A 22,757-nucleotide genomic window follows, 5' to 3' on the forward strand; every position below is an offset into this window, starting at 1 on the left:
ATGGTATAATGAGAGAACGATAGAAAGGAAGTATTTATGGAGCAAAAAGAGAAACATTTTAGCCTATCTTGGTTTTTCAAGTGGTTTTTGGATAACAAGGCCATTACGGTATTTTTGGTAACTTTATTATTGGGACTGAATCTTTTTATTTTAAGTAAGATTAGTTTTCTATTTTCACCTGTTTTAGACTTTTTAGCAGTTGTGATGTTGCCAGTCATTCTATCTGGTTTACTATACTATTTACTGAATCCTATTGTTGATTGGATGGAGAAGCATAAGATTAATCGCGTTATAGCCATTAGTATTGTCTTTGTGATTATCGCCATCTTTATCATTTGGGGCTTGGCAGTAGCTATTCCAAATCTGCAGCGTCAGATCTTAACATTTGCAAGAAATGTACCAATCTATCTCGAAGATGCAGACAGAGTTATTAATGATTTGGTCACCAAGCGTTTGCCAGATGATTTCAGACCTCAATTAGAGCAAGTTTTAACAAACTTCTCTAGTCAGGCTACAGTTTGGGCAAGTAAGGTTTCATCTCAGGCAGTCAATTGGGTGAGTGCCTTTATTAGTGGGGCATCTCAAGTGATTGTTGCCTTGATTATCGTTCCTTTCATGCTCTTTTATCTCTTGCGTGATGGGAAAGGTTTGCGTAACTATTTGACCCAATTCATGCCGACGAAATTGAAGGAGCCTGTTGGACAGGTTTTGTCAGATGTGAATCAACAGTTGTCCAACTATGTTAGAGGGCAAGTAACAGTGGCTATTATTGTAGCGGTAATGTTTATGATTTTCTTCAAGATTATTGGTCTACGCTATGCAGTTACGTTGGGGGTTACTGCTGGTATTTTAAATCTGGTTCCTTATCTGGGTAGCTTCTTAGCCATGCTTCCTGCCCTAGTATTGGGCTTGATTGCTGGGCCAGTCATGCTTTTGAAAGTAGTGATTGTCTTTATCGTAGAACAAACTATTGAAGGCCGTTTTGTCTCTCCATTGATTTTGGGAAGTCAATTAAACATCCATCCTATTAATGTTCTTTTTGTCTTGTTAACTTCAGGATCCATGTTTGGTATCTGGGGAGTCTTGCTCGGTATTCCAGTTTATGCCTCTGCTAAAGTTGTCATTTCAGCTATTTTTGAATGGTATAAGGTAGTTAGTGGCCTATATGAATTAGAAGGAGAGGAAGTAAAGAGTGAACAATAGTCAACAGATGTTACAGGCTTTGGAAGAGCAAGATTTAACCAAGGCTGAGTACTATTTCGTCAAAGCTTTAGAAAATGATCCAAGTGACCTTCTGTATGAGTTAGCCACCTATCTAGAAGGAATTGGTTTTTATCCTCAGGCCAAGGAAATTTACCTGAAAATCGTAGAGGACTTTCCAGAGGTTCATCTTAATCTAGCAACTATTGCTAGCGAAGATGGTCAAATAGAAGAAGCCTTTGCCTATCTAGAGGAAATCCAAGCTGACAGTGACTGGTATGTTTCGGCTTTGCTTCTTAAGGCAGACCTTTACCAGATGGAAGGTTTGACAGATGTGGCGCGTGAGAAGTTGCTAGAAGCATTGACTTATTCAGAGGATCCTCTATTGATATTGGGCTTGGCAGAGTTGGATAGTGAGTTGGAAAATTACCAAGAGGCTATTCAAGGATATGCCCAGTTAGATAATCGTTCGATTTATGAGCAAACGGGCATTTCTACCTATCAACGGATTGGATTTGCCTATGCCCAGTTAGGGAAATTTGAAACAGCTACAGAGTTTTTAGAAAAAGCCCTGGAGTTAGAATACGATGACCTAACAGCTTTTGAGTTAGCCAGTCTTTACTTTGATCAAGAAGAATACCAAAAAGCTGTCCTCTACTTTAAGCAGATTGATACCATTTCTCCTGAATTTGAAGGCTATGAGTATGGCTATAGCCAGGCCTTACATAAGGAACATCAAGCTCAAGAAGCCCTGCGTATCGTTAAGCAAGGCTTGGAGAAAAATCCCTTTGAAACTCGTCTCTTGCTAGCTGCTTCACAATTTTCTTATGAACTGCATGATGCTAGTGGTGCAGAAAATTATCTCCTTACTGCAAAAGAAGACGCTGAGGATACAGAAGAAATCTTACTCCGTTTAGCTACTATTTATCTAGAACAAGAGCGTTATGAGGATATTTTAGACTTACAAAGTGAGGAGCCAGAAAATCTCTTGACCAAGTGGATGATTGCCCGTTCCTATCAAGAGATGGACTATTTGGATACTGCCTACGAGTATTACCAAGAGTTAGCAGGAGATTTGAAGGACAATCCAGAGTTTCTGGAACACTATATCTATCTCTTGCGTGAATTGGGATACTTTGAGGAAGCAAAAGTCAATGCTCAATCTTACTTAAAACTGGTTCCAGATGATGTTCAAATGCAAGAATTGATTGAGAGATTATAACACTAAGTCTGGGAGAAAACTCAATTTCAATAGAAAATCAAGTAAATTTTCCTACAATAAAACGCATAATATCAAGTTTTTTTTTTGAACACCTGATACTATGCGTTTTTGTGATCGCAAAGACTTTTTATCCAGTCTCATCTTATAGTATATTGAAATAGAAACTGAACAAATTGATTAAGGAATTTAAAGCAATTCTAGAAATATTTCAGAAGCGATATTGTACGATTCTAGATTCAAATTACCTTATCATTTTTTATAGATATGATTTTATTGAATTGTTTTAAAAAAGAAAAAGCTTATATAAGTTTCAGATAGTGATTTAAACTTTGTCTCAAAAAAACCTGAGGTCATTGTTGCTAGAAATGGTAATAAAAAGTTTATTGATTTTGAATTAGGATGAGTCAAAAGGAATTTTAAAGCATTTTTTGTTATAATTAATTGAAGAATTATTGATATAAAAGGAGAAAAAATATGACTTTCGAAGAAATCCTGCCTGGGTTAAAGGCTAAGAAAAAATTTGTACGAACTGGATGGGGAGGTGCTGAAAACTATGTCCAACTTTTTGACACTATCGAGCAAAATGGTGTGGCCCTAGAAGTGACGCCCTATTTCCTCATCAACGTGTCTGGTGAGGGAGAAGGTTTTTCCATGTGGAGCCCGACACCTTGTGATGTTTTAGCGACGGATTGGGTAGAAGTGCATGACTAAACGTGTACTCATTACAGGAGTGAGTTCAGGAATTGGCATGGCTCAAGCTCAACTTTTTTTAGAGAATGGCTATCAAGTTTATGGAGTTGACCAAGGTGAAAATCCACTCTTACAGGGTGATTTCCACTTTTTACAGAGAGATTTGACCTTGGACTTGGAGCCTATTTTTGATTGGTGTCCTCAGGTTGATGTTTTGTGCAATACTGCTGGAGTTTTGGATGATTATAAACCACTGTTGGAACAGACAGCGCAGGAAATTCAAGAAATTTTTGAAATTAACTACGTGACTCCAGTAGAGTTGACTCGATTTTATTTGACACAAATGTTGGAAAATAAAAAGGGAATCATCATCAATATGTGCTCCATTGCTTCTAGCCTAGCAGGTGGCGGTGGACACGCCTATACTTCTTCGAAGCACGCCTTGGCAGGCTTTACCAAGCAGTTGGCTCTAGACTATGCAGAAGCTGGGATTCAGGTATTTGGGCTTGCTCCAGGAGCAGTCAAGACAGCTATGACCGCTGCGGATTTTGAGCCAGGTGGATTGGCTGACTGGGTGGCTAGTGAAACACCAATCAAACGCTGGATCGAGCCAGAGGAAGTGGCAGAAGTCAGTCTCTTTTTGGCCAGTGGAAAGGCATCTGCCATGCAGGGACAAATTTTGACAATAGATGGTGGCTGGTCTTTGAAGTAGGAGGATCTGATGGAAATCAAAAGACACTTTGGAGTCTACGCTGTTTGCTTTGAAAATGGGAAGTTACTCTGCATTGAAAAAACGAGAGGCCCTTATCAACATCGGTATGATCTACCTGGAGGCAGTCAGCAACTTGGTGAAGGACTGACGGAAACGCTGACTAGAGAAGTTATGGAAGAGACGGGATTTACTGTTAGAAGCTACTCTAATCCTCAAATCTACGATGTTTTCGTCAGGGAAGAGTTAAAAAATTTTATGGTTCACCATATCATGGCCTTGTATGATGTTGAAATGAATGAGAGTGCACCTCAAGTTACGATTTCGAAAGCTGTGTCTGATGGTGCGAATGATTCACTTGGATATATTTGGATGGATATTCAAGAGATCACAGAAGAAAATGCATCGCCATTAGTCTTAAAGGTTAAGTCTGAATTATTAGGATTTCCAGAACTGGACAAGACTTCTTACATGAATTGGAAGGTGAATGATGAAAAATCAACTAGCTCTTAGTGGCGAAAAAATTCTTGAAAAAATTTATCCTCAACTATTGCACCACATTGGCATGATTCGTGGGGAATATTTGTTGAGAGAGCTCAATCAAAACATCCTATTACCAAGTTGTCAGCAATTTGTAAAAGATTATCTAGAGACTATCTGCTCCCTGTACTCAGATGAAGAAGTCTGGTATCGTTTTTCAGAATTAACGAATACAGAAGCCAATTATTTAGAGGGGACTAAAGAGCATTTTGATGAAAATCATCCCTTGTTTGGTTATAGAGGAATTAGGCGTTTACTAGCGTGTCTGGATGAATTTCAGGCTGAGGCAAATGTCGTTACAGAGGTTTATCAAAATAATCCCAATCTGTCTCTTATTTTTCCTTTTGTCAATGATGCTGAACAGTTAAAGCAAGCTATTAGAGTATTGCGTCAGCATGATTTTACTGGGAAAGTCGGCACTATGATTGAATTACCGTCAGCGTATTTTGACTTGGACAGAATAATGGAAACGGGCATTTCAAAGATTGTAGTTGGAATGAATGATTTGACTTCCTTTGTTTTTGCCACTGTGAGAAACAGTCAATGGCATGATATGGAAAGTCCAATAATGTTAGATATGCTGAGACAGATGCAGGATAAAGCAAGGATTAAAAATATTGACTTTGCTGTAGCAGGATATCTGAATGTTTCTTTCTTACAAAAAATGAATCAGATGGGTATCGAATGCATTATCCACTATAGTTCTATTCCAGAGATTTTTAACTTAGAGATTGACCATCCAGACCATCTTAAACACATAAAAGAAGAAAGTAAAAAATTACAAAGGAGCACCCATGACACCGCAAGAAATGTGGAATAAATACAAGCAAATCAATTCTTCTATCGGAGATGAAATCGATGCTTGGGCTTTTGGAGTGGAACCAGACCTTTTAGCGGATTTGGTGTTTAAAGGCGAAAAGACAGCAACAGCGTCAGCCTACGACCTTTACGCACTAGAAGGCGAACTTCTTCCGCAAGAAGGCACCTTTGACATCATTTTAGACAGTCAAAATCAGGCTGTCTGCATTGTCGAAATTACAAGGGTTTCCGTTCAGCCCTTTAATCAAGTTTCTGCGCAACATGCCTTTAATGAAGGGGAAGGTGACAAATCCCTAGCCTATTGGCGTCAGGTTCATGAGGATTGTTTCGCCAAGTGGATGAGAGAAGCAGGACTGACTTTTACACATGAAAGCAAGGTTGTTTTAGAAGAATTTCGCAAGGTTTACCCACTGTAGACTTCTAGAAGGAAGAAAGTTTTGGAAATCGCTGTCCAATCCTTTTTTCTTAGACAAAACATGATATAATAAGTTTGTTTAAAGAAGAGCTCTAGCTCTTAAACTTAGATAGGAGAAAACTATGCAGGCAGTTGAACATTTTATTAAGCAATTTGTTCCTGAACATTATGATTTATTTTTAGACTTGAGTCGTGAGACCAAGACCTTTTCAGGAAAGGTGACTATTAGTGGTCAAGCACAGAGTGATCGCATCTCCCTCCACCAAAAAGACTTGGAAATCGCTTCTGTAGAAGTTGCAGGTCAAGCTCGTCCATTTACAGTTGATCATGACAATGAAGCCCTTCATATTGAACTTGCGGAAGTAGGTCAAGTTGAAGTGGTTATCGCTTTCTCAGGAAAAATTACAGACAACATGACAGGGATTTACCCATCTTACTACACAGTTGATGGAGTCAAGAAGGAAGTATTGTCTACTCAATTTGAGAGCCATTTTGCGCGCGAAGCCTTCCCATGTGTGGATGAGCCAGAAGCCAAAGCAACTTTTGACTTCTCTCTACGTTTTGACCAAGTAGAAGGTGAATTGGCCTTGTCTAACATGCCAGAAATCGATGTTGAAAACCGTAAGGAAACAGGTATCTGGAAGTTTGAGACAACACCTCGCATGTCTTCTTACTTGTTGGCTTTTGTTGCGGGTGATTTGCAAGGTGTAACGGCTAAAACTAAAAACGGTACCCTCGTAGGTGTTTACTCAACCAAAGCTCATCCACTATCAAACCTTGATTTCTCACTGGATATCGCTGTTCGCTCTATCGAGTTTTACGAAGATTACTATGGAGTTAAGTACCCAATTCCTCAATCTCTCCACATCGCCCTTCCTGACTTCTCAGCTGGAGCTATGGAAAACTGGGGTCTTGTGACCTATCGTGAAGTTTACTTGGTTGTGGATGAGAACTCAACTTTTGCCAGTCGTCAACAAGTTGCTCTTGTTGTGGCACATGAGTTGGCTCACCAATGGTTTGGTAACCTCGTTACTATGAAATGGTGGGATGACCTTTGGCTCAATGAAAGCTTCGCTAACATGATGGAATACGTCTGTGTGGATGCCATTGAGCCAAGCTGGAATATCTTTGAAGATTTCCAAACAGGTGGTGTTCCGTCTGCCTTGAAACGTGATGCGACTGATGGTGTTCAATCTGTTCACGTCGAAGTTAAGCATCCAGATGAAATTAATACACTATTTGACGGTGCTATCGTCTATGCCAAAGGAAGCCGCCTCATGCACATGCTTCGTCGTTGGCTAGGTGATGCCGATTTTGCCAAAGGTTTGCATGCCTACTTTGAAAAACATCAATACAGCAATACCATTGGTCGTGACCTTTGGGATGCTCTTGGTCAAGCGTCTGGACGTGATGTCGCAGCCTTTATGGATTCTTGGTTGGAACAACCTGGTTACCCAGTTCTTACTGTCAAAGTTGAAAATGATGTTTTGAAGATTTCACAAAAACAATTCTTCATCGGTGAGCACGAAGACAAGAACCGTCTCTGGGTTGTGCCACTGAATAGCAACTGGAAAGGCTTGCCTGATACACTTGAAACTGAAAGCATCGAAATTCCTGGCTACGCAGCCCTTCTTGCTGAAAACAAAGGAGCTCTTCGTCTCAACACTGAAAATACAGCCCACTATATTACAGACTATCAAGGAGAATTGTTAGATGCAGTTATTACTGACCTAGTTGATCTTGATAATACAAGCAAACTGCAAATCGTCCAAGAACGTCGTTTGCTTGCTGAAGCAGGGCACATTTCTTATGCTGACTTGCTCCCAGTCCTTGATAAACTTGCTAAGGAAGAATCTTACCTTGTCGTTTCAGCCATTTCTCAAGTGATTTCTGCCCTCGAGCGCTTTATCGATGAAGGAACAGAAGCTGAAAGAGCCTTCAAAGCTTTGGTTGCTAAATTGGCTCGTCACAACTATGACCGTCTTGGTTTCGAAGCTAAGGATGGAGAATCAGACGAGGATGAATTGGTTCGTCAGTTGGCCATTTCTATGATGATTCGCTCAAATGATGTAGAAGCTAGTCAAGTTGCTAGCCAAATCTTCGCAGCACACAAGGAGAATCTTGCAGGACTCCCAGCAGCTATTCGCTCACAAGTTCTGATTAATGAGATGAAACATCATGAGACTAAAGACTTGTTAGCACTTTATCTTGATACTTATACGCACGCAACAGATGCTGTCTTTAAACGTCAGTTGGCAGCAGCCCTTGCCTATAGTACAGATGCGGACAATATCCAAACCTTGATTGCTTCTTGGAAGGACAAATTTGTGGTCAAACCACAAGACTTGTCTGCTTGGTACTTCCAGTTCTTAAACCATCAAGCAACTCAGGAAACAGCATGGTCTTGGGCTCGTGAAAACTGGTCTTGGATTAAGGCAGCTCTTGGAGGAGATATGAGCTTTGATAGCTTTGTTATCCTTCCTGCTCATGTATTTAAGACAGATCAACGCTTGGCGGAATACAAGGAATTCTTTGAGCCACAACTTTCTGACCTTGCTCTTAGCCGTAACATCGGTATGGGAATCAAGGAAATTGCAGCGCGTGTTGATCTGATTAACCGTGAAAAAGCTGCAGTGGAAGCAGTTGTTCTTCAATACGGAACTAAATAATCAAGACTAAATGAAAATAAAACTCAGCTATCTCATGTAAAATGCAGAGAGTTGAGTTTTTTTTAAGGCAAATTTGGTATAATGGTTTTAATAAGGAGGAGTTTCTCATGATAAAAATCTTATTAGTTGAGGATGACTTAGGCCTGTCAAATTCAGTATTTGACTTTTTAGACGATTTTGCGGATGTCATGCAGGTATTTGATGGAGAAGAAGGTCTCTACGAAGCTGAAAGTGGCGTTTATGACTTGATTTTGCTCGATTTGATGTTGCCAGAAAAAAATGGTTTCCAAGTCTTGAAAGAATTGCGTGAAAAGGGAATTACGACACCAGTTCTGATTATGACTGCCAAGGAAAGTTTGGATGACAAGGGACATGGATTTGAATTGGGAGCAGATGATTATCTGACCAAGCCTTTCTACCTAGAAGAACTCAAAATGCGGATTCAAGCGCTTCTCAAACGTTCAGGTAAGTTTAATGAAAATACGCTATCTTATGGAGATATTCTCATCAATTTATCAACCAATACCGTTAAGGTTGAAGATACTCCTGTCGAATTGCTGGGGAAAGAGTTCGATTTACTAGTTTATTTCCTTCAAAATCAAAATGTTATTTTGCCTAAGACTCAGATTTTTGATCGTCTATGGGGATTTGATAGTGATACAACTATTTCAGTTGTCGAAGTTTATGTTTCAAAAGTCCGTAAGAAATTAAAAGGAACCACTTTTGCAGAGAATTTGCAAACCTTGCGTAGTGTTGGGTATATTTTAAAAGATGTTCAGTAAACTAAAAAAAACATGGTATGCGGATGACTTTAGTTACTTTATCCGCAACTTCGGTGTTTTCACCCTGATTTTCTCTACCATGACTCTGATTATTTTGCAAGTTATGCATTCGAGTCTATATACTTCGGTGGATGATACGCTCCATGGCTTGAGCAACAATCCTCAGGCAGTTATCCAACTTGCGGTAAATAGGGCGACAGAAGAGATTAAAGATTTAGAGAATGCCACTACAGATACTAGTAAGACTGAGATAAAACCCAATGTTAGTTCCAACACAGAAGTCATTCTTTTTGATAAGAATTTTATCCAGCTCCTTTCTGGAAACCGATTTTTGGGATTGGATAAGATTAAGTTAGAGAAAAAAGAACTAGGCCATATCTACCAGATTCAGGTTTTTAATAGCTATGGACAAGAAGAAATCTATCGCATGATTTTGATGGAAACGAATATTAGTTCGGTTTCAACCAATATCAAGTATGCGGCTGTCTTGATTAATACAAGTCAGTTGGAGCAGGCCAGTCAAAAGCATGAGCAATTGATTGTCGTTGTGATGGCTAGTTTCTGGATTTTGTCTTTACTTGCCAGTCTCTATCTAGCTAGGGTCAGTGTTCGTCCTCTGCTTGAGAGCATGCAGAAGCAGCAGTCCTTTGTGGAAAATGCTAGTCATGAGTTACGAACTCCACTTGCAGTTTTACAAAATCGTTTAGAGACACTTTTCCGGAAGCCAGAAGCTACCATTATGGATGTGAGTGAAAGCATTGCGTCGAGTTTGGAAGAAGTCCGAAATATGCGTTTTTTGACGACAAACTTGCTGAACTTAGCTCGGAGAGATGATGGAATTAAGCCGGAACTTGCAGAAGTTTCAACTAGCTTTTTTAATACGACTTTCACAAATTATGAGATGATTGCTTCGGAAAATGATCGTGTTTTCCGTTTTGAAAATCGCATCCATCGCACGATTGTCACAGACCAGCTTCTTTTGAAACAACTGATGACTATCCTATTTGATAATGCTGTCAAGTATACTGAAGAGGATGGTGAAATTGATTTTGTGATTTCAGCGACTGACCGTAATCTGTATTTACTTGTTTCTGATAATGGAGTCGGTATTTCAGCAGAAGATAAGAAGAAAATTTTTGATCGTTTTTATCGAGTGGACAAGGCTAGAACTCGTCAAAAAGGAGGTTTTGGTTTAGGATTATCACTGGCCAAGCAGATTGTAGATGCCTTAAAAGGAACCATTACTGTTAAAGATAATAAACCAAAAGGAACAATCTTTGAAGTGAAGATTGCCATTCAGACACCATCTAAAAAGAAAAAATAAAAATATCGCTCCAGTTGGGGCGATATTTTGGATTTATCTTTTTAGTTTTCGTTTGATAATAGAGCGTTGGATTTTTAGAACAAGTAAGCTGGATCCGATTGCTGCGATAAAAGCAAGAGCAGTTGATAATTTTAACGCCAAAAAGATAAAACTAAAGATAGCAATACAGATACAAAAAACAGCGACATTAACAAAAAATAGGATTTCTTGAAAACTGGTATCAGATTGTGATTCGGGCGCATAATCCTGATAGCGAGGAAGTTGCTGGTTTAATTCGTCTTGATAGTCTACCTCATATGATTGTAATTTTTTTACGGACATGGTTCTCTCCTTAACAGTACATACCTATTTTATCATTTTTTTAGCAGAGAATTATTACAGAAAGGTTACAAAAAGAATAAAGTGCTTTTTCAAAATCAATTTTCTTGACAGCATACTGTGAAAATGATACGATAGATAAATTCCTAAACGCTTATTAATATTCATAATTAATTATATTTGTAAGTAAATAATTCATTTTTACGAAAAATATTTACTTATTTTCTTGATTTTATTTAATTTGATTAGTGATATTTGTTTTGCACACAGAGACAGATTTTCTGTCTCCTATTTTTATAGTAGTGGGGTGTCTAATTGATGCCTCTTGGAAAAGTTAAAGGAGATAACAATGTATCTTGCTATCAAAGAAATATTACGTAACAAACTGCGATATAGTTTGATTTTAACCACTATTTTTCTTATTTCTTTTATGGTCTTTTTCATGACGAGTCTGGCTCTAGGTCTTGTTAGAAATAATAGAGCAGCAATTGATAACTGGCAAGCGACTGGTGTGGTTTTATCTGACTACGCAAATGATAATTTGACAGCATCTTTTATTCCTGAAAAGGATTATAAGGAAAAGAGATCTGAGGAGGCCGCTCCACTGGGTTATATGTTCGCTGTGACCAATCTAGTCGATGATAGTGAAAAGGTCAATGTTTCCGTCTTTGCTCAGGAGTGGGACGATTTTATCTCTCCTAGTTTGACAGAGGGACGGTATCCTGAAAGCGATGATGAGGTTGTCGTAGATCAGTCCTTTGAAAACTATGGAATTAAGCTAGGTGATGCCATTCAGCTTAATGGAAGCGAGGCAAGTTACAAGATTGTAGGTCTGACTCAAGGAAATAAATTTTTCACCGAGCCTGTTGTCTTTACAAGTTTGACAACTTATTGGATTTTGCAAGGAACCTTGAACTCTAATAAGTCGATATCTGCCTTGGTTTTGAAAAATGACATAGAAGTGACTGGCGATGGACTGAAACAGATTTCTATCCCAAAAATGATTTCGAAAATTCCTGGTTACACACCTCAAGTTAATGTATTTTCAGGAATGATTATCGCTATGATTGTTATAACAGGCTTGATTGTGGGTATATTTGTTTATATCATTACCATACAAAAGCTAGGACTTTATGGAATTATGCGGGCTCAGAGGATACAGATTAAAACCATTGTATGGTCTCTGTTCTGTCAGATCTTGCTTCTATCTGGTATGGGGATTGCTTTATCCTTGCTTGCTATCGGAGGAGTGATTTTTCTCTTACCAGCTACCTTCTTTTTCTACCCAAGTTGGATAGCCTACTCGATTCTAAGCTCGGTTATTTGCTTGATGGCTCTTCTTGGTGGTATCATTTCCCTCCCACGTTTGCTAAAGGTGGACCCGATTACTGTGATTGCAGAATGATAAGGAGAATAGTATGACAGCATTGATAGAAATGAATCAAGTGACAAAAACATACGGGGAAGGAAAGATGAAAGTCGTAGCTCTGCATGAGACGAATTTTCAGCTAAATGCGGGAGAGTTCGTAGCTATCGTTGGGCCTTCAGGTTCTGGAAAGACGACTTTTCTAACTACTCTAGGACAACTTCAGGAAGCATCGAGTGGAAAGATTTTAGTCAAGGGGAAGGAAACAGGCAGTCTGACGGAGAAGGAGAAAACGGACCTCCGTTTTAGAGAGTTTGGCTTCATTCTCCAAGCTTCAAACTTAATTCCTTTTCTAACGGTTAAGGAACAGCTGGATTTGATTGACAGACTGGATAAGGTAAAAAATAGTAAAAGTGATCGAAAAGAGCTGTTTGACTTGTTGGATTTGGACAAAGTACAAAATCAGTATCCCAAGGCTCTATCTGGTGGCGAACGTCAACGTGCTGCGATTGCTAGGGCGCTTTACAACAATCCTAGCATCGTGCTTGCAGATGAGCCTACAGCCAGTCTTGATACAGAGAGGGCTTACCAAGTAACGGATATGTTGGCTTCAATTGCCCATGAGCAAGGAAGAGGTGTTGTTATGATTACACATGATACACGCCTTCTTGATAAGGTTGACCGAGTTTATGTAATGAGTGATGGAAACTTGGTTGAAGAAAAATGTAAACAAATATAAAATATAGTGAATTGACAGATATTTTTCTAAAACGTTAGACATGAAAAACGCACCGGTTCTATGTAGCAAATTGATAAGTTATATAGATTTTGATGAGGTTGAACTAAAACTCAATTTTAAGAAAAATAAAGTAAATATTCCCACAATAAAACGTATAGTCTCAAGTTTTTTCAAGACTTGACTATGTGTTTTTTAATTTTCAAGACTTTTTCCCAGCCTCCTTATTTCTAACTTCAAAACGGTGTTTTGATCTGACTTCATCAGTTTTATTGCCAACCTTAAAACTCTACTTTGAGCAATCTGCATCTAGTTTTCTAGCTTGTTCTTTGATTTTTATTGAGTATATGGACTGCAAATTGCGCTAAAAAATGATATAATGGTGAAGTTATATAGTCCCGATAAGATGGTAGGCATTTATCACTAAGAAATACCTATCAGTACTTTGTAACTCTATAACACTATTTTTAAGGGGGGACATTTTTATGTCAGAACGTAAATTATTCACGTCTGAATCTGTATCTGAGGGGCATCCGGATAAGATCGCAGACCAAATTTCAGATGCTATCTTGGATGCTATTTTAGCAAAGGATCCAGAGGCACACGTTGCTGCTGAGACAGCTGTTTATACTGGTTCAGTTCATGTATTTGGTGAAATTTCAACTACAGCTTATGTAGATATTAACCGTGTGGTTCGTGATACCATTGCAGAGATTGGTTATACCAATACAGAATATGGATTTTCTGCTGAGACGGTGGGAGTACACCCATCTTTGGTGGAGCAATCGCCAGATATTGCTCAAGGTGTTAACGAAGCATTGGAGGTTCGTGGAAATGCGGATCAAGATCCACTTGATTTGATTGGTGCTGGAGACCAAGGTCTCATGTTTGGTTTTGCGGTAGATGAAACAGAAGAACTCATGCCACTTCCAATCTCACTCAGTCACAAGTTGGTTCGTCGTTTAGCAGAGCTTCGTAAGTCTGGTGAAATCAGCTATCTTCGTCCAGATTCTAAATCTCAAGTTACAGTTGAATATGATGAAAATGACCAGCCAGTGCGCGTGGATACAGTCGTTATTTCTACTCAGCATGATCCAGAAGTTAGCAATGAACAAATTCATGAAGATGTAATTAACAAGGTTATCAAAGAAGTGATTCCAGCATCTTATCTTGATGATGAGACCAAATTCTTTATCAATCCGACAGGTCGTTTTGTAATCGGTGGTCCTCAAGGGGACTCAGGTTTGACTGGTCGTAAAATTATTGTAGATACTTATGGTGGTTACTCACGTCACGGTGGTGGTGCCTTTTCTGGTAAGGATGCGACTAAGGTGGACCGTTCAGCTTCTTATGCAGCTCGCTACATTGCTAAAAACATTGTTGCAGCAGGTCTTGCTAAGAAGGCGGAAGTACAATTGGCATATGCTATCGGTGTTGCGCAACCTGTATCTGTTCGTATTGATACTTTTGGTACAGGAACAGTAGCTGAAAGCAAATTAGAAGCTGCAGCACGTCAGATTTTTGATCTTCGTCCAGCAGGAATCATCCAAATGCTGGATCTCAAACGTCCAATCTACCGTCAAACAGCGGCTTATGGACATATGGGACGTACAGATATCGATCTTCCATGGGAACGCTTGGATAAGGTAGAATCCTTGAAGGAAGCTGTCAAATAAAATCTTAAGAGGGGCTCGCCCCTCTTTTAATATACTATTTCCTCCAAAATCATTGAAATTATAGCTTGAATTTGATATGATGGTCTTATGGATAAAAGTAGAGCAAAACGTGTTGAGCACGATAAAAAGAGAATCGGATTAATAGCCCTAGTAGCTATCTTTTCAGTAAGTATTTGTGTCCTTGGATCAATAATTGGTTATAAAGTCTACACAAAGCAGCGTTTTGAACAAAGGATTGAAACGCTCAAAAAAGAGAAAGATGATCAATTGAGTGAGGGAAATCAGAAAGATCATTTTCGTAAAGGGCAAGCCGAAGTGATTGCCTATTATCCTCTTCAAGGGGAGCAAGTGATTTCGTCTGTAAAAGAAATCATGACACAGGATATTAAAGACAATCTAGAGGATAAGGAAAATCTGGTTTTTTATTATACGGAGAAACAGGATTCGACTTTAAAAGGGATTGTCAACAGAAGTGTGGTGAAACAAGTCTATGATTTAACTTCTTCAAGAGTTGAAGAGACTGAAAAAACTAATCTGGCAAAAGTCCATTTGACAGAAGATGGCAAACCTTTTACACTTGATCAATTATTTTCAGATGCTAGTAAGGCTAAAGAGAAGCTGTTAAAAGAAATTACCTCTTTCTTACAAGATAAGAAATTAGAACAAGAAAAGATTGATCAGATAGTTAAAGGCTTGTCTGACCAAGACTTGTCTGCATGGAATTTTGATTACAAGGATAGTCAGATTATCCTTTATCCAAGTCAGGCGGTTGAAAATCTGGATGAGATTGCCTTGCCAGTATCTAGTTTCTTTGAAGTTATTCAGTCCTCTTATTTATTAGATAAGGATACCGAGCTATATAAGGCTTATTATGAAAAGAAAAATCGTAAAGTGGTGGCCTTGACTTTTGATGATGGACCAAATCCTGCAACTACAAATCAAGCATTAGATACACTTTCTAAGTATGGTATTAAGGCAACTTTCTTCGTTTTAGGTAAGAATGTTTCTGGCAATGAAGAAATTTTGAAACGCATGAAAGCAGATGGTCATGTCATTGGAAACCATAGTTGGAGCCATCCAGTTCTTTCAAAGCTTTCGCTTGATGACGCTAAAAAACAGATTATTGATACAGAGGATGCGCTAACTAAAGTGCTAGGTTCTAGTTCAAAACTCATGCGTCCGCCTTATGGGGCCATTACAGACGACATTCGCAATAGCCTAGACTTGAGTTTTATTATGTGGGATGTGGACAGTCTGGACTGGAAGAGTAAAAATGAAGCAGCTATCTTGACAGAAATTCAGCGTGAAGTTAAGAATGGTTCTATTATTCTCATGCATGATATCCATGCTGAGACGGTAAATGCTCTACCGAAGGTTATTGACTATTTGAAAGGGCAAGGTTATGACTTTGTAACCGTACCAGATTTGTTAGATTCTCGTCTTCAAGCTCACCAGCTTTACTACGACCGTGACCAATAATTCAAAAAATCTAAAGAGATAAGTTTTCATTGAGAATTTGTTTCTTTGGATTTTCTTCTCATAGAAAGGAAAAATAATGAAATCTTATACTTTAAATAATGGCGTTACAATACCAGTTCTGGGTTTTGGAACCTGGAAGGCTGAAAATGGGGAGATTGCTTACCAAGCTGTCCTAGAGGCTTTAAAGGCAGGCTATCGCCATATCGATACGGCAGCTATCTATAAAAATGAAGAAAGTGTTGGTCGTGCTATTCAAGATAGTGGCGTTCCGCGTGAGGAAATTTTTGTAACCAGCAAACTCTGGAATAGAAATCACAACTATGAGCAAGCTCGTCAGGCTTTTGAAGAGTCTTTAGAGAAGCTGGGCTTGGAATATTTGGATTTGTATTTGATTCATTGGCCAAATCCAAAACCGCTCAGAGAAAATGACCAATGGAAAATCCGAAATTCAGAAGTCTGGAGAGCGATGGAAGATCTTTACCTAGAAGGCAAAATCCGTGCTATCGGAGTTAGTAATTTCCTTCCCCATCATTTGGATGCCTTGCTTGAAACAGCAAAAATTCTTCCAGCGGTCAATCAAGTTCGTTTGGCTCCAGGTGTCTATCAAGAGGAAGTCGTAGATTACTGTCGAGAAAAAGGAATTTTATTGGAAGCTTGGGGACCTTTTGGTCAGGGAGAACTATTTGATAGTAAGGAAGTCCAAGAAATCGCGGCAAATCATGGAAAATCGGTTGCTCAGATAGCCTTGGCCTGGAGCTTAGCAGAAGGATTTTTACCACTTCCGAAATCTGTCACAGCTTCTCGTATTCAAGCTAATCTTGATTGCTTTGGAATTGAACTGAGTCATGAGGAGCTAGAAACATTAAAAACGATAGCTGTTCAGTCGGGTGCTCCACGAGTTGATGATATGGATTTCTAGAAAATCATAAAAAGAATTGTACATTGTTCTAATTTTTGATATAATAGTCAGCAGGAAAGAAAGTCTTATGGCGTTCTTCAAGCGAGCTTGGGATAGTGGGAGCCAAGTAGGACAAAATAAAGAGCTGGCGCTTTCTGTAGTATTTTCAAAAACAATGAAGTAATAAATTAGGGTGGAACCGCGTTTTTGACGCCCCTAGGTTAAATCAACCTAGGATTGTCGGACGCGGTTCTTTCGCTTATTCAGTCTATTATGTGAAAGAAAGGAGAGACGTGGAAAACCTTTATCTTGTAAAAGACGATAGTCAACTAGCTACATTTCGTGATTTTGTAGTAAGAAATACTGAAAAGTTGAAAGATTATCAATCTTTTTTAAAGAATGAACTTGCAGTCTGTGATTTACCGCAAGCCGTTATTTGGTCAAGTTTTAATGCTGCTACACAGATTATTAGGGAAAGTGCTGTTCCAGCCTATACAAATAATAGACGAATGGTTATGACGCCTGATTTAGCTGTTTGGAAAGAGTTGTATTTGTATCAGTTGATGGACTACGAGTGTTCTCAGCAAACTCAAGCAATAGAAAGTCACTATCATTCTTTATCTGAAAATTTCCTCTTGCAGATTGTAGGACATGAGTTAGCTCATTGGTCGGAGCATTTTTTAGATGATTTTGATGGTTACGACTCTTATATATGGTTCGAAGAGGGGATGGTTGAATATATTAGTCGCAAGTATTTCTTGACAGAAGAGGAATTTCAAGCGGAAAAAATTTGTAATCAATCTCTTGTAGAACTTTTTCAGAAGAAGTATGGTTGGCATTCATTGAATGATTTTGGTTCTTCGACTTATGATAAGAACTATGCAAGTATTTTTTACGAATACTGGCGTAGTTTTTTGACAATAGATAAGTTGGTAGAAAATCTAGGTAGTGTACAAGCGGTCTTCGATTCTTATCATTTATGGGCAAATACAGATAAAACTCTTCCCTTGTTAAATTGGTTTGTTCAGCAGAAATTAATTGAAAAAGAAATATAAAAACTAAAGGAGTAAACAATGTCTAAGAAATTAACATTTTACTGCGTAAGTGGTAGAGACCTCCTTACAGTCGGGCTACCCCACACTCAGTACTAGAGTGCCTGAGCTAGACGCAGTACTAACTCGTCTTGCTTCGTATGATCGACGAGGCAGACTCGTGTCGCAAGTAATTTATATAAAAAGGAGTAAATAATGTCTAAAAAATTGACTTTCTACTGCGTCAGTGGCAGAGACCTCCTTACAGTCGGACTGCCCCACGCTCAGCACTAGAGTGCCTGAGCTAGACGCAGTACTAACTCGTCTTGCCTCGTATGATCGACGAGGCAGACTCGTGTCGCAAGTAATTTATATAAAAAGGAGTAAACAATGTCTAAAAAATTGACTTTCCACTGCATCAGTGGCAGAAACCTCCTTACAGTCGGACTGCCCCATGCTCAGTACTAGGGTGCTGAGCTAGACGCAGTACTAACTCGTCTTGCCTCGTATAATCGACGAGGCAGACTCGTGTCGCAAGAAATTATTTTTATTAAGGAGTATTCAATGTCTAAGAAATTAACATTTCAAGAAATTATTTTGACTTTGCAACAATTTTGGAATGACCAAGGTTGTATGCTTATGCAGGCTTATGACAACGAAAAAGGTGCGGGAACCATGAGTCCTTACACTTTCCTTCGTGCTATCGGACCTGAGCCATGGAATGCGGCTTATGTAGAACCATCACGTCGTCCTGCTGACGGTCGTTACGGAGAAAATCCTAACCGTCTTTACCAACACCACCAATTCCAAGTGGTCATGAAGCCATCTCCATCAAATATCCAGGAACTTTACCTTGAGTCTTTGGAAAAATTGGGAATCAATACTTTGGAACACGATATTCGTTTCGTTGAGGACAACTGGGAAAACCCATCAACTGGATCTGCAGGTCTTGGTTGGGAAGTTTGGCTTGATGGGATGGAAATTACTCAGTTCACTTATTTCCAACAAGTCGGTGGATTGGCAACTGGGCCTGTGACTGCAGAAGTTACTTATGGTTTGGAACGCTTGGCTTCTTATATTCAAGAAGTGGATTCTGTCTATGATATCGAATGGGCTGATGGTGTAAAATACGGAGAAATCTTTATTCAGCCTGAGTATGAGCACTCAAAATATTCATTTGAAATTTCAGATCAAGAAATGTTGCTTGAAAACTTTGATAAGTTTGAAAAAGAAGCTGGTCGTGCCTTGGAAGAAGGATTAGTACACCCTGCCTATGACTATGTTCTCAAATGTTCACACACCTTTAACCTGCTTGACGCGCGTGGTGCAGTATCTGTAACAGAGCGTGCAGGCTATATCGCCCGTATCCGTAACTTGGCCCGTGTCGTAGCAAAAACCTTTGTTGCAGAACGCAAACGCCTAGGTTACCCACTTTTGGATGAAGAAACACGAGCTAAACTCTTAGCAGAAGACGCAGAATAGTGAGTAATACTGTGCTCTAAAATCGTTAGTGGCAAGTCGAAGACTTGCTAGAGGGATATGCACCGCCGTACTGTTATGTGGGGATTTTTGAAACCTTAGGTTCAAAAATCAGTCAGCTAAATCCACTTTGATGAGACTGTTGGAAATCTTGATCAATATTGCATTAGATTTCCATACAGACTCACAAAGTTAGTTAGCGACGTCCCCAGTACCTAAGGTGCATATCAAAAAAGATTGAAGAAAATGTAAAGGAAAAAACATGACAAAAAACTTATTAGTAGAACTCGGTCTTGAAGAATTACCAGCCTATGTTGTCACACCAAGTGAAAAACAACTAGGCGAAAAAATGGCAGCCTTCCTCAAGGAAAACCGCCTGTCTTTTGAAGCTATTCAGACCTTCTCAACACCACGTCGTTTGGCTGTTCGTGTAACTGGTCTTGCAGACAAACAGTCTGATTTGACAGAAGATTTTAAGGGACCAGCAAAGAAAATTGCCTTGGATAGTGATGGGAACTTCACCAAAGCAGCTCAAGGATTTGTCCGTGGAAAAGGATTGACTGTTGAAGATATCGAATTCCGTGAAATCAAGGGTGAAGAATATGTCTATGTCACTAAGGAAGAAATTGGTCAAGCAGTTGAAGACATTGTTCCTGGTGTTGTAGATGTCTTGAAGTCATTGACTTTCCCTGTCAGCATGCACTGGGCTGGAAATAGCTTTGAATACATTCGTCCTGTTCACACTTTAACTGTTCTTTTAGATGAAGAAGAGTTTGATTTGGATTTCCTTGATATTAAGGGAGGGCGTGTGAGCCGTGGCCATCGTTTCTTAGGAAAAGAAACCAAGATTCAGTCAGCTTTGAGCTATGAAGAAGATCTTCGTAAGCAGTTTGTAATCGCAGATCCACGTGAACGTGAGCAAATGATTGTTGACCAAATTAAGGCAATCGAAGCTGAACACAGTGTAAGTATCGAAATTGATGCGGATTTGCTTAATGAAGTCTTGAACTTGGTTGAATACCCAACTGCCTTTATGGGAAGTTTTGATGCCAAATACCTTGAAGTTCCAGAAGAAGTCTTGGTGACTTCGATGAAAGAACACCAACGTTATTTTGTTGTCCGTGATCAAGATGGAAACCTCTTGCCAAACTTCATTTCTGTTCGTAACGGAAACGCAGAGCATTTGGAAAATGTCATCAAAGGAAATGAAAAAGTTTTGGTAGCTCGTTTGGAAGACGGAGAATTCTTCTGGCGTGAAGACCAAAAATTGGTGATTTCAGATCTTGTTGAAAAATTAAACAATGTCACTTTCCACGAGAAGATTGGTTCCCTTCGTGAACACATGATTCGTACGGGTCAAATCGCTGTACTTTTGGCAGAAAAAGCAGGTTTATCAGCTGATGAAACAGTTGACCTAGCTCGTGCAGCAGCCATTTACAAGTTTGACTTGTTGACTGGGATGGTTGGTGAATTTGACGAGCTCCAAGGAATTATGGGTGAAAAATATGCCCTTCTTGCTGGTGAAACTCCAGCGGTGGCAACTGCTATTCGTGAACACTACATGCCTACATCAGCCGAAGGAGAACTTCCAGAGAGTAAGGTCGGTGCAGTGCTTGCCATTGCAGATAAATTGGATACGATTTTGAGTTTCTTCTCAGTAGGTTTGATTCCATCAGGATCTAATGACCCTTATGCTCTTCGCCGTGCAACTCAAGGTGTGGTTCGTATCTTGGATGCCTTTGGTTGGCACATTGCTATGGATGAGCTGATTGATAGCCTTTATGATCTAACATTTGACAGCTTGACTTATGAAAATAAGGCAGAGGTTATGGACTTTATCAAGGCTCGTGTTGATAAGATGATGGGTTCTACTCCAAAAGACATCAAGGAAGCAGTTCTTGCAGGATCAAACTTTGTTGTGGCGGATATGTTGGAAGCAGCAAGTGCTCTCGTAGAAGCAAGCAAGGAAGAAGATTTCAAACCATCTGTTGAATCACTTTCTCGTGCCTTTAACTTGGCTGAGAAGGCAGAAGGTGTTGCTACAGTTGATTCAGCACTTTTTGAAAATGACCAAGAGAAAGCCTTGGCAGAAGCCGTCGAATCACTCGTTTTGTCAGGGACTGCCAGTCAACAATTGAAACAGCTCTTTGCGCTTAGTCCAGTTATTGATGCTTTCTTTGAGAACACCATGGTAATGGCAGAAGATCAGGCTGTTCGTAAAAATCGCTTGGCTATCTTGTCTCAATTAACCAAGAAAGCAGCTAAACTTGCACGTTTTAACCAAATCAATACCAAATAAAATCTGTTAAACGGATTAAATCTTATCATAAAGGAGAGAAACATGGATCCTAAAAAAATTGATCGTATCAATGAGCTTGCCAAAAAGAAAAAAGCAGAAGGCTTGACACCAGAAGAAAAAGTGGAACAAGCTAAACTACGTGAGGAGTACATCGAAGGTTATCGTCGCGCTGTTCGTCACCACATCGAAGGAATCAAAATTGTGGACGAAGAAGGAAACGACCTTACACCAGAAAAACTACGCCAAGTCCAACGTGAAAAAGGTTTACATGGCCGTAGTCTTGATGACCCAAATTCATAATAGAATTTTCTTTCTTTTAACAAGGATAGATAAAATAATACTCAATGAAAATCAAANNCGTGGTTTGAATTTGATTTTTGAAGAGTATAATAACCAAAAGACTAGCAGTTTGTCTCTGCTAGTCTTTTTTTGCTAAAAAAGGAACCAAGATGGTTCCTAAAACTATTATTAGTTACTTGCGCCAGATGTAGCATCGGCGTCACCACCGTGGCTTCCAGCATCACCTGCATCAGAAGCTCCAGATGTGGCATCTGCTCCGCCGTGTCCTCCAGCAGGAGCTGCAGCATTTCCACCAACTAGACGTTGACCAGTTGTTTCTAAGTACCAATCAAGCCATGGTTGGAAATTAAAGATAATTTCATTAATTCCAGCATATGAACCATCTGGGTAGTACATTGCCTTGTAGTTATGTGTATTAATAACGCCTTCTGGAGTTCCTGGTACAATTGTACGAACATACTCTTGATCTCCGTTACGAAGTACACCAACAACCCATTCAACGTTCTTCATTCTTGCAGGTGGAAGAGAAGCATGTACTGTTCCTAGTCGGCTACCTGCTTGAACTCGTACACGTTTACCATACATAGTGTTTGGATCTTGATGTGCGTTATTATAGTACAAGAATTGGTTATTATCATCCGCATATGTCAACTCAAATGGCATTGCTTTCAAGAACATATCAATTTGGTTAACTGTCAAGATACCGTGGTCTAATTTAACGTAAGTGTCTCCAGAAACAGCTCCAACAAGTTCAGCTGCTTTTTCTACCCATTCAGGATCATCAGGGTCAACACCTTGAATGGTG

At 39.4% G+C, this 22,757-nt stretch carries 21 protein-coding genes; 19 read left to right on the top strand and 2 right to left on the bottom strand.

All coding sequences use genetic code 11. The features are described from left to right. Positions 1-36 precede the first annotated feature (36 nt). The 10 genes from HT734_RS06760 (at position 37) to ciaH (ending at position 10,370) form a co-directional block, all read left to right on the top strand. The gene (locus tag HT734_RS06760) at positions 37-1,203 is read left to right on the top strand and encodes an AI-2E family transporter (protein WP_049539961.1); all 1,167 of its coding nucleotides are present in this window, start codon (positions 37-39) and stop codon (positions 1,201-1,203) included. Then, complete coding sequence (locus HT734_RS06765) at positions 1,193-2,422, top strand: tetratricopeptide repeat protein (protein ID WP_173278349.1); 1,230 nt, start codon at positions 1,193-1,195, stop codon at positions 2,420-2,422. Before HT734_RS06760 ends, HT734_RS06765 begins: the two co-directional genes overlap by 11 nt. Positions 2,423-2,896: 474 nt before the next feature. After that, on the top strand, positions 2,897-3,133 hold the full coding sequence (locus tag HT734_RS06770) for a DUF2829 domain-containing protein (protein ID WP_000141906.1): 237 nt from the start codon (positions 2,897-2,899) through the stop codon (positions 3,131-3,133). Further along, entirely contained in the window at positions 3,126-3,824 is a 699-nt protein-coding gene (locus HT734_RS06775; RefSeq protein WP_173278348.1) for a 3-oxoacyl-ACP reductase, read from the top strand. Before HT734_RS06770 ends, HT734_RS06775 begins: the two co-directional genes overlap by 8 nt. 9 nt (positions 3,825-3,833) lie before the next feature. Then, positions 3,834-4,334, top strand: coding sequence for an NUDIX hydrolase (locus HT734_RS06780; protein ID WP_173278346.1), 501 nt, complete (start codon positions 3,834-3,836; stop codon positions 4,332-4,334). After that, positions 4,312-5,181 carry a putative PEP-binding protein gene (locus HT734_RS06785; protein ID WP_173278374.1) on the top strand — a complete coding sequence of 290 codons (870 nt, stop codon included), beginning with the start codon at positions 4,312-4,314 and terminating at the stop codon, positions 5,179-5,181. Before HT734_RS06780 ends, HT734_RS06785 begins: the two co-directional genes overlap by 23 nt. Further along, positions 5,156-5,596 carry an ASCH domain-containing protein gene (locus tag HT734_RS06790; protein ID WP_173278344.1) on the top strand — a complete coding sequence of 147 codons (441 nt, stop codon included), beginning with the start codon at positions 5,156-5,158 and terminating at the stop codon, positions 5,594-5,596. Before HT734_RS06785 ends, HT734_RS06790 begins: the two co-directional genes overlap by 26 nt. A gap of 121 nt (positions 5,597-5,717) precedes the next feature. Continuing rightward, positions 5,718-8,264, top strand: coding sequence for a M1 family metallopeptidase (locus tag HT734_RS06795; RefSeq protein WP_173278342.1), 2,547 nt, complete (start codon positions 5,718-5,720; stop codon positions 8,262-8,264). Between the two features lie 107 nt (positions 8,265-8,371). Further along, the gene (gene ciaR, locus HT734_RS06800; RefSeq protein WP_000590627.1) at positions 8,372-9,046 is read left to right on the top strand and encodes a two-component system response regulator CiaR; all 675 of its coding nucleotides are present in this window, start codon (positions 8,372-8,374) and stop codon (positions 9,044-9,046) included. Beyond that, a complete protein-coding gene (gene ciaH, locus HT734_RS06805; RefSeq protein ID WP_173278340.1) occupies positions 9,036-10,370 on the top strand; it encodes a two-component system sensor histidine kinase CiaH in 1,335 nt (444 codons plus the stop codon). Before ciaR ends, ciaH begins: the two co-directional genes overlap by 11 nt. 33 nt (positions 10,371-10,403) lie before the next feature. On the opposite strand, the gene HT734_RS06810 is transcribed toward ciaH, so the two are convergent. Continuing rightward, on the bottom strand, positions 10,404-10,691 hold the full coding sequence (locus HT734_RS06810) for a DUF3270 domain-containing protein (protein WP_033680139.1): 288 nt from the start codon (positions 10,689-10,691) through the stop codon (positions 10,404-10,406). Positions 10,692-11,037: 346 nt separating this feature from the next. On the opposite strand from HT734_RS06810, the gene HT734_RS06815 reads away from it, so the two are divergent. The 9 genes from HT734_RS06815 (at position 11,038) to HT734_RS06855 (ending at position 21,952) form a co-directional block, all read left to right on the top strand. Next, a complete protein-coding gene (locus HT734_RS06815) occupies positions 11,038-12,093 on the top strand; it encodes an ABC transporter permease (protein WP_061088114.1) in 1,056 nt (351 codons plus the stop codon). Positions 12,094-12,106: 13 nt separating this feature from the next. After that, positions 12,107-12,793, top strand: a complete 687-nt coding sequence (locus tag HT734_RS06820; RefSeq protein ID WP_061759038.1) for an ABC transporter ATP-binding protein — start codon at positions 12,107-12,109, stop codon at positions 12,791-12,793. A 482-nt stretch (positions 12,794-13,275) separates the two neighbouring features. Next, positions 13,276-14,466, top strand: a complete 1,191-nt coding sequence (gene metK, locus HT734_RS06825; protein WP_061088110.1) for a methionine adenosyltransferase — start codon at positions 13,276-13,278, stop codon at positions 14,464-14,466. A gap of 87 nt (positions 14,467-14,553) precedes the next feature. Further along, entirely contained in the window at positions 14,554-15,945 is a 1,392-nt protein-coding gene (pgdA, locus tag HT734_RS06830) for a peptidoglycan-N-acetylglucosamine deacetylase PgdA (RefSeq protein WP_173278338.1), read from the top strand. A 76-nt stretch (positions 15,946-16,021) separates the two neighbouring features. Continuing rightward, a complete protein-coding gene (locus HT734_RS06835) occupies positions 16,022-16,864 on the top strand; it encodes an aldo/keto reductase (protein WP_173278336.1) in 843 nt (280 codons plus the stop codon). A 272-nt stretch (positions 16,865-17,136) separates the two neighbouring features. After that, positions 17,137-17,898 carry a hypothetical protein gene (locus HT734_RS06840; protein WP_000429572.1) on the top strand — a complete coding sequence of 254 codons (762 nt, stop codon included), beginning with the start codon at positions 17,137-17,139 and terminating at the stop codon, positions 17,896-17,898. Positions 17,899-18,438: 540 nt separating this feature from the next. Beyond that, positions 18,439-19,356: a glycine--tRNA ligase subunit alpha gene (gene glyQ / locus HT734_RS06845; RefSeq protein ID WP_173278334.1), complete on the top strand. Its 918-nt coding sequence runs from the start codon at positions 18,439-18,441 to the stop codon at positions 19,354-19,356. A gap of 259 nt (positions 19,357-19,615) precedes the next feature. Next, positions 19,616-21,652, top strand: coding sequence for a glycine--tRNA ligase subunit beta (glyS, locus tag HT734_RS06850; protein ID WP_173278332.1), 2,037 nt, complete (start codon positions 19,616-19,618; stop codon positions 21,650-21,652). A gap of 42 nt (positions 21,653-21,694) precedes the next feature. Next, positions 21,695-21,952 carry a DUF896 family protein gene (locus HT734_RS06855; protein WP_173278330.1) on the top strand — a complete coding sequence of 86 codons (258 nt, stop codon included), beginning with the start codon at positions 21,695-21,697 and terminating at the stop codon, positions 21,950-21,952. A 168-nt stretch (positions 21,953-22,120) separates the two neighbouring features. Here HT734_RS06855 and HT734_RS06860 read toward each other — a convergent pair. Continuing rightward, positions 22,121-22,757 (bottom strand): PAS domain-containing protein (locus HT734_RS06860; protein WP_173308485.1); only part of this gene is annotated, 637 nt, incomplete at its 5' end.

Origin of the sequence: Streptococcus sp. k-90 (genome assembly GCF_013277565.1) — a bacterium.
Taxonomy (GTDB): Bacteria; Bacillota; Bacilli; order Lactobacillales; family Streptococcaceae; genus Streptococcus.

What these genes read in the sequence shown, in the direction of transcription:
- HT734_RS06775 (WP_173278348.1), top strand. Translation starts at nt 3,126, where the DNA reads ATGACTAAACGTGTACTCATTACAGGAGTGAGTTCAGGAATTGGCATG.
- HT734_RS06770 (WP_000141906.1), top strand. Translation starts at nt 2,897, where the DNA reads ATGACTTTCGAAGAAATCCTGCCTGGGTTAAAGGCTAAGAAAAAATTT.
- HT734_RS06780 (WP_173278346.1), top strand. Translation starts at nt 3,834, where the DNA reads ATGGAAATCAAAAGACACTTTGGAGTCTACGCTGTTTGCTTTGAAAAT.
- HT734_RS06855 (WP_173278330.1), top strand. Translation starts at nt 21,695, where the DNA reads ATGGATCCTAAAAAAATTGATCGTATCAATGAGCTTGCCAAAAAGAAA.
- ciaR (WP_000590627.1), top strand. Translation starts at nt 8,372, where the DNA reads ATGATAAAAATCTTATTAGTTGAGGATGACTTAGGCCTGTCAAATTCA.
- HT734_RS06810 (WP_033680139.1), bottom strand. Translation starts at nt 10,691, where the DNA reads ATGTCCGTAAAAAAATTACAATCATATGAGGTAGACTATCAAGACGAA.
- pgdA (WP_173278338.1), top strand. Translation starts at nt 14,554, where the DNA reads ATGGATAAAAGTAGAGCAAAACGTGTTGAGCACGATAAAAAGAGAATC.
- ciaH (WP_173278340.1), top strand. Translation starts at nt 9,036, where the DNA reads ATGTTCAGTAAACTAAAAAAAACATGGTATGCGGATGACTTTAGTTAC.
- HT734_RS06815 (WP_061088114.1), top strand. Translation starts at nt 11,038, where the DNA reads ATGTATCTTGCTATCAAAGAAATATTACGTAACAAACTGCGATATAGT.
- HT734_RS06820 (WP_061759038.1), top strand. Translation starts at nt 12,107, where the DNA reads ATGACAGCATTGATAGAAATGAATCAAGTGACAAAAACATACGGGGAA.
- HT734_RS06760 (WP_049539961.1), top strand. Translation starts at nt 37, where the DNA reads ATGGAGCAAAAAGAGAAACATTTTAGCCTATCTTGGTTTTTCAAGTGG.
- metK (WP_061088110.1), top strand. Translation starts at nt 13,276, where the DNA reads ATGTCAGAACGTAAATTATTCACGTCTGAATCTGTATCTGAGGGGCAT.
- glyS (WP_173278332.1), top strand. Translation starts at nt 19,616, where the DNA reads ATGACAAAAAACTTATTAGTAGAACTCGGTCTTGAAGAATTACCAGCC.
- HT734_RS06835 (WP_173278336.1), top strand. Translation starts at nt 16,022, where the DNA reads ATGAAATCTTATACTTTAAATAATGGCGTTACAATACCAGTTCTGGGT.
- glyQ (WP_173278334.1), top strand. Translation starts at nt 18,439, where the DNA reads ATGTCTAAGAAATTAACATTTCAAGAAATTATTTTGACTTTGCAACAA.
- HT734_RS06785 (WP_173278374.1), top strand. Translation starts at nt 4,312, where the DNA reads ATGAAAAATCAACTAGCTCTTAGTGGCGAAAAAATTCTTGAAAAAATT.
- HT734_RS06795 (WP_173278342.1), top strand. Translation starts at nt 5,718, where the DNA reads ATGCAGGCAGTTGAACATTTTATTAAGCAATTTGTTCCTGAACATTAT.
- HT734_RS06790 (WP_173278344.1), top strand. Translation starts at nt 5,156, where the DNA reads ATGACACCGCAAGAAATGTGGAATAAATACAAGCAAATCAATTCTTCT.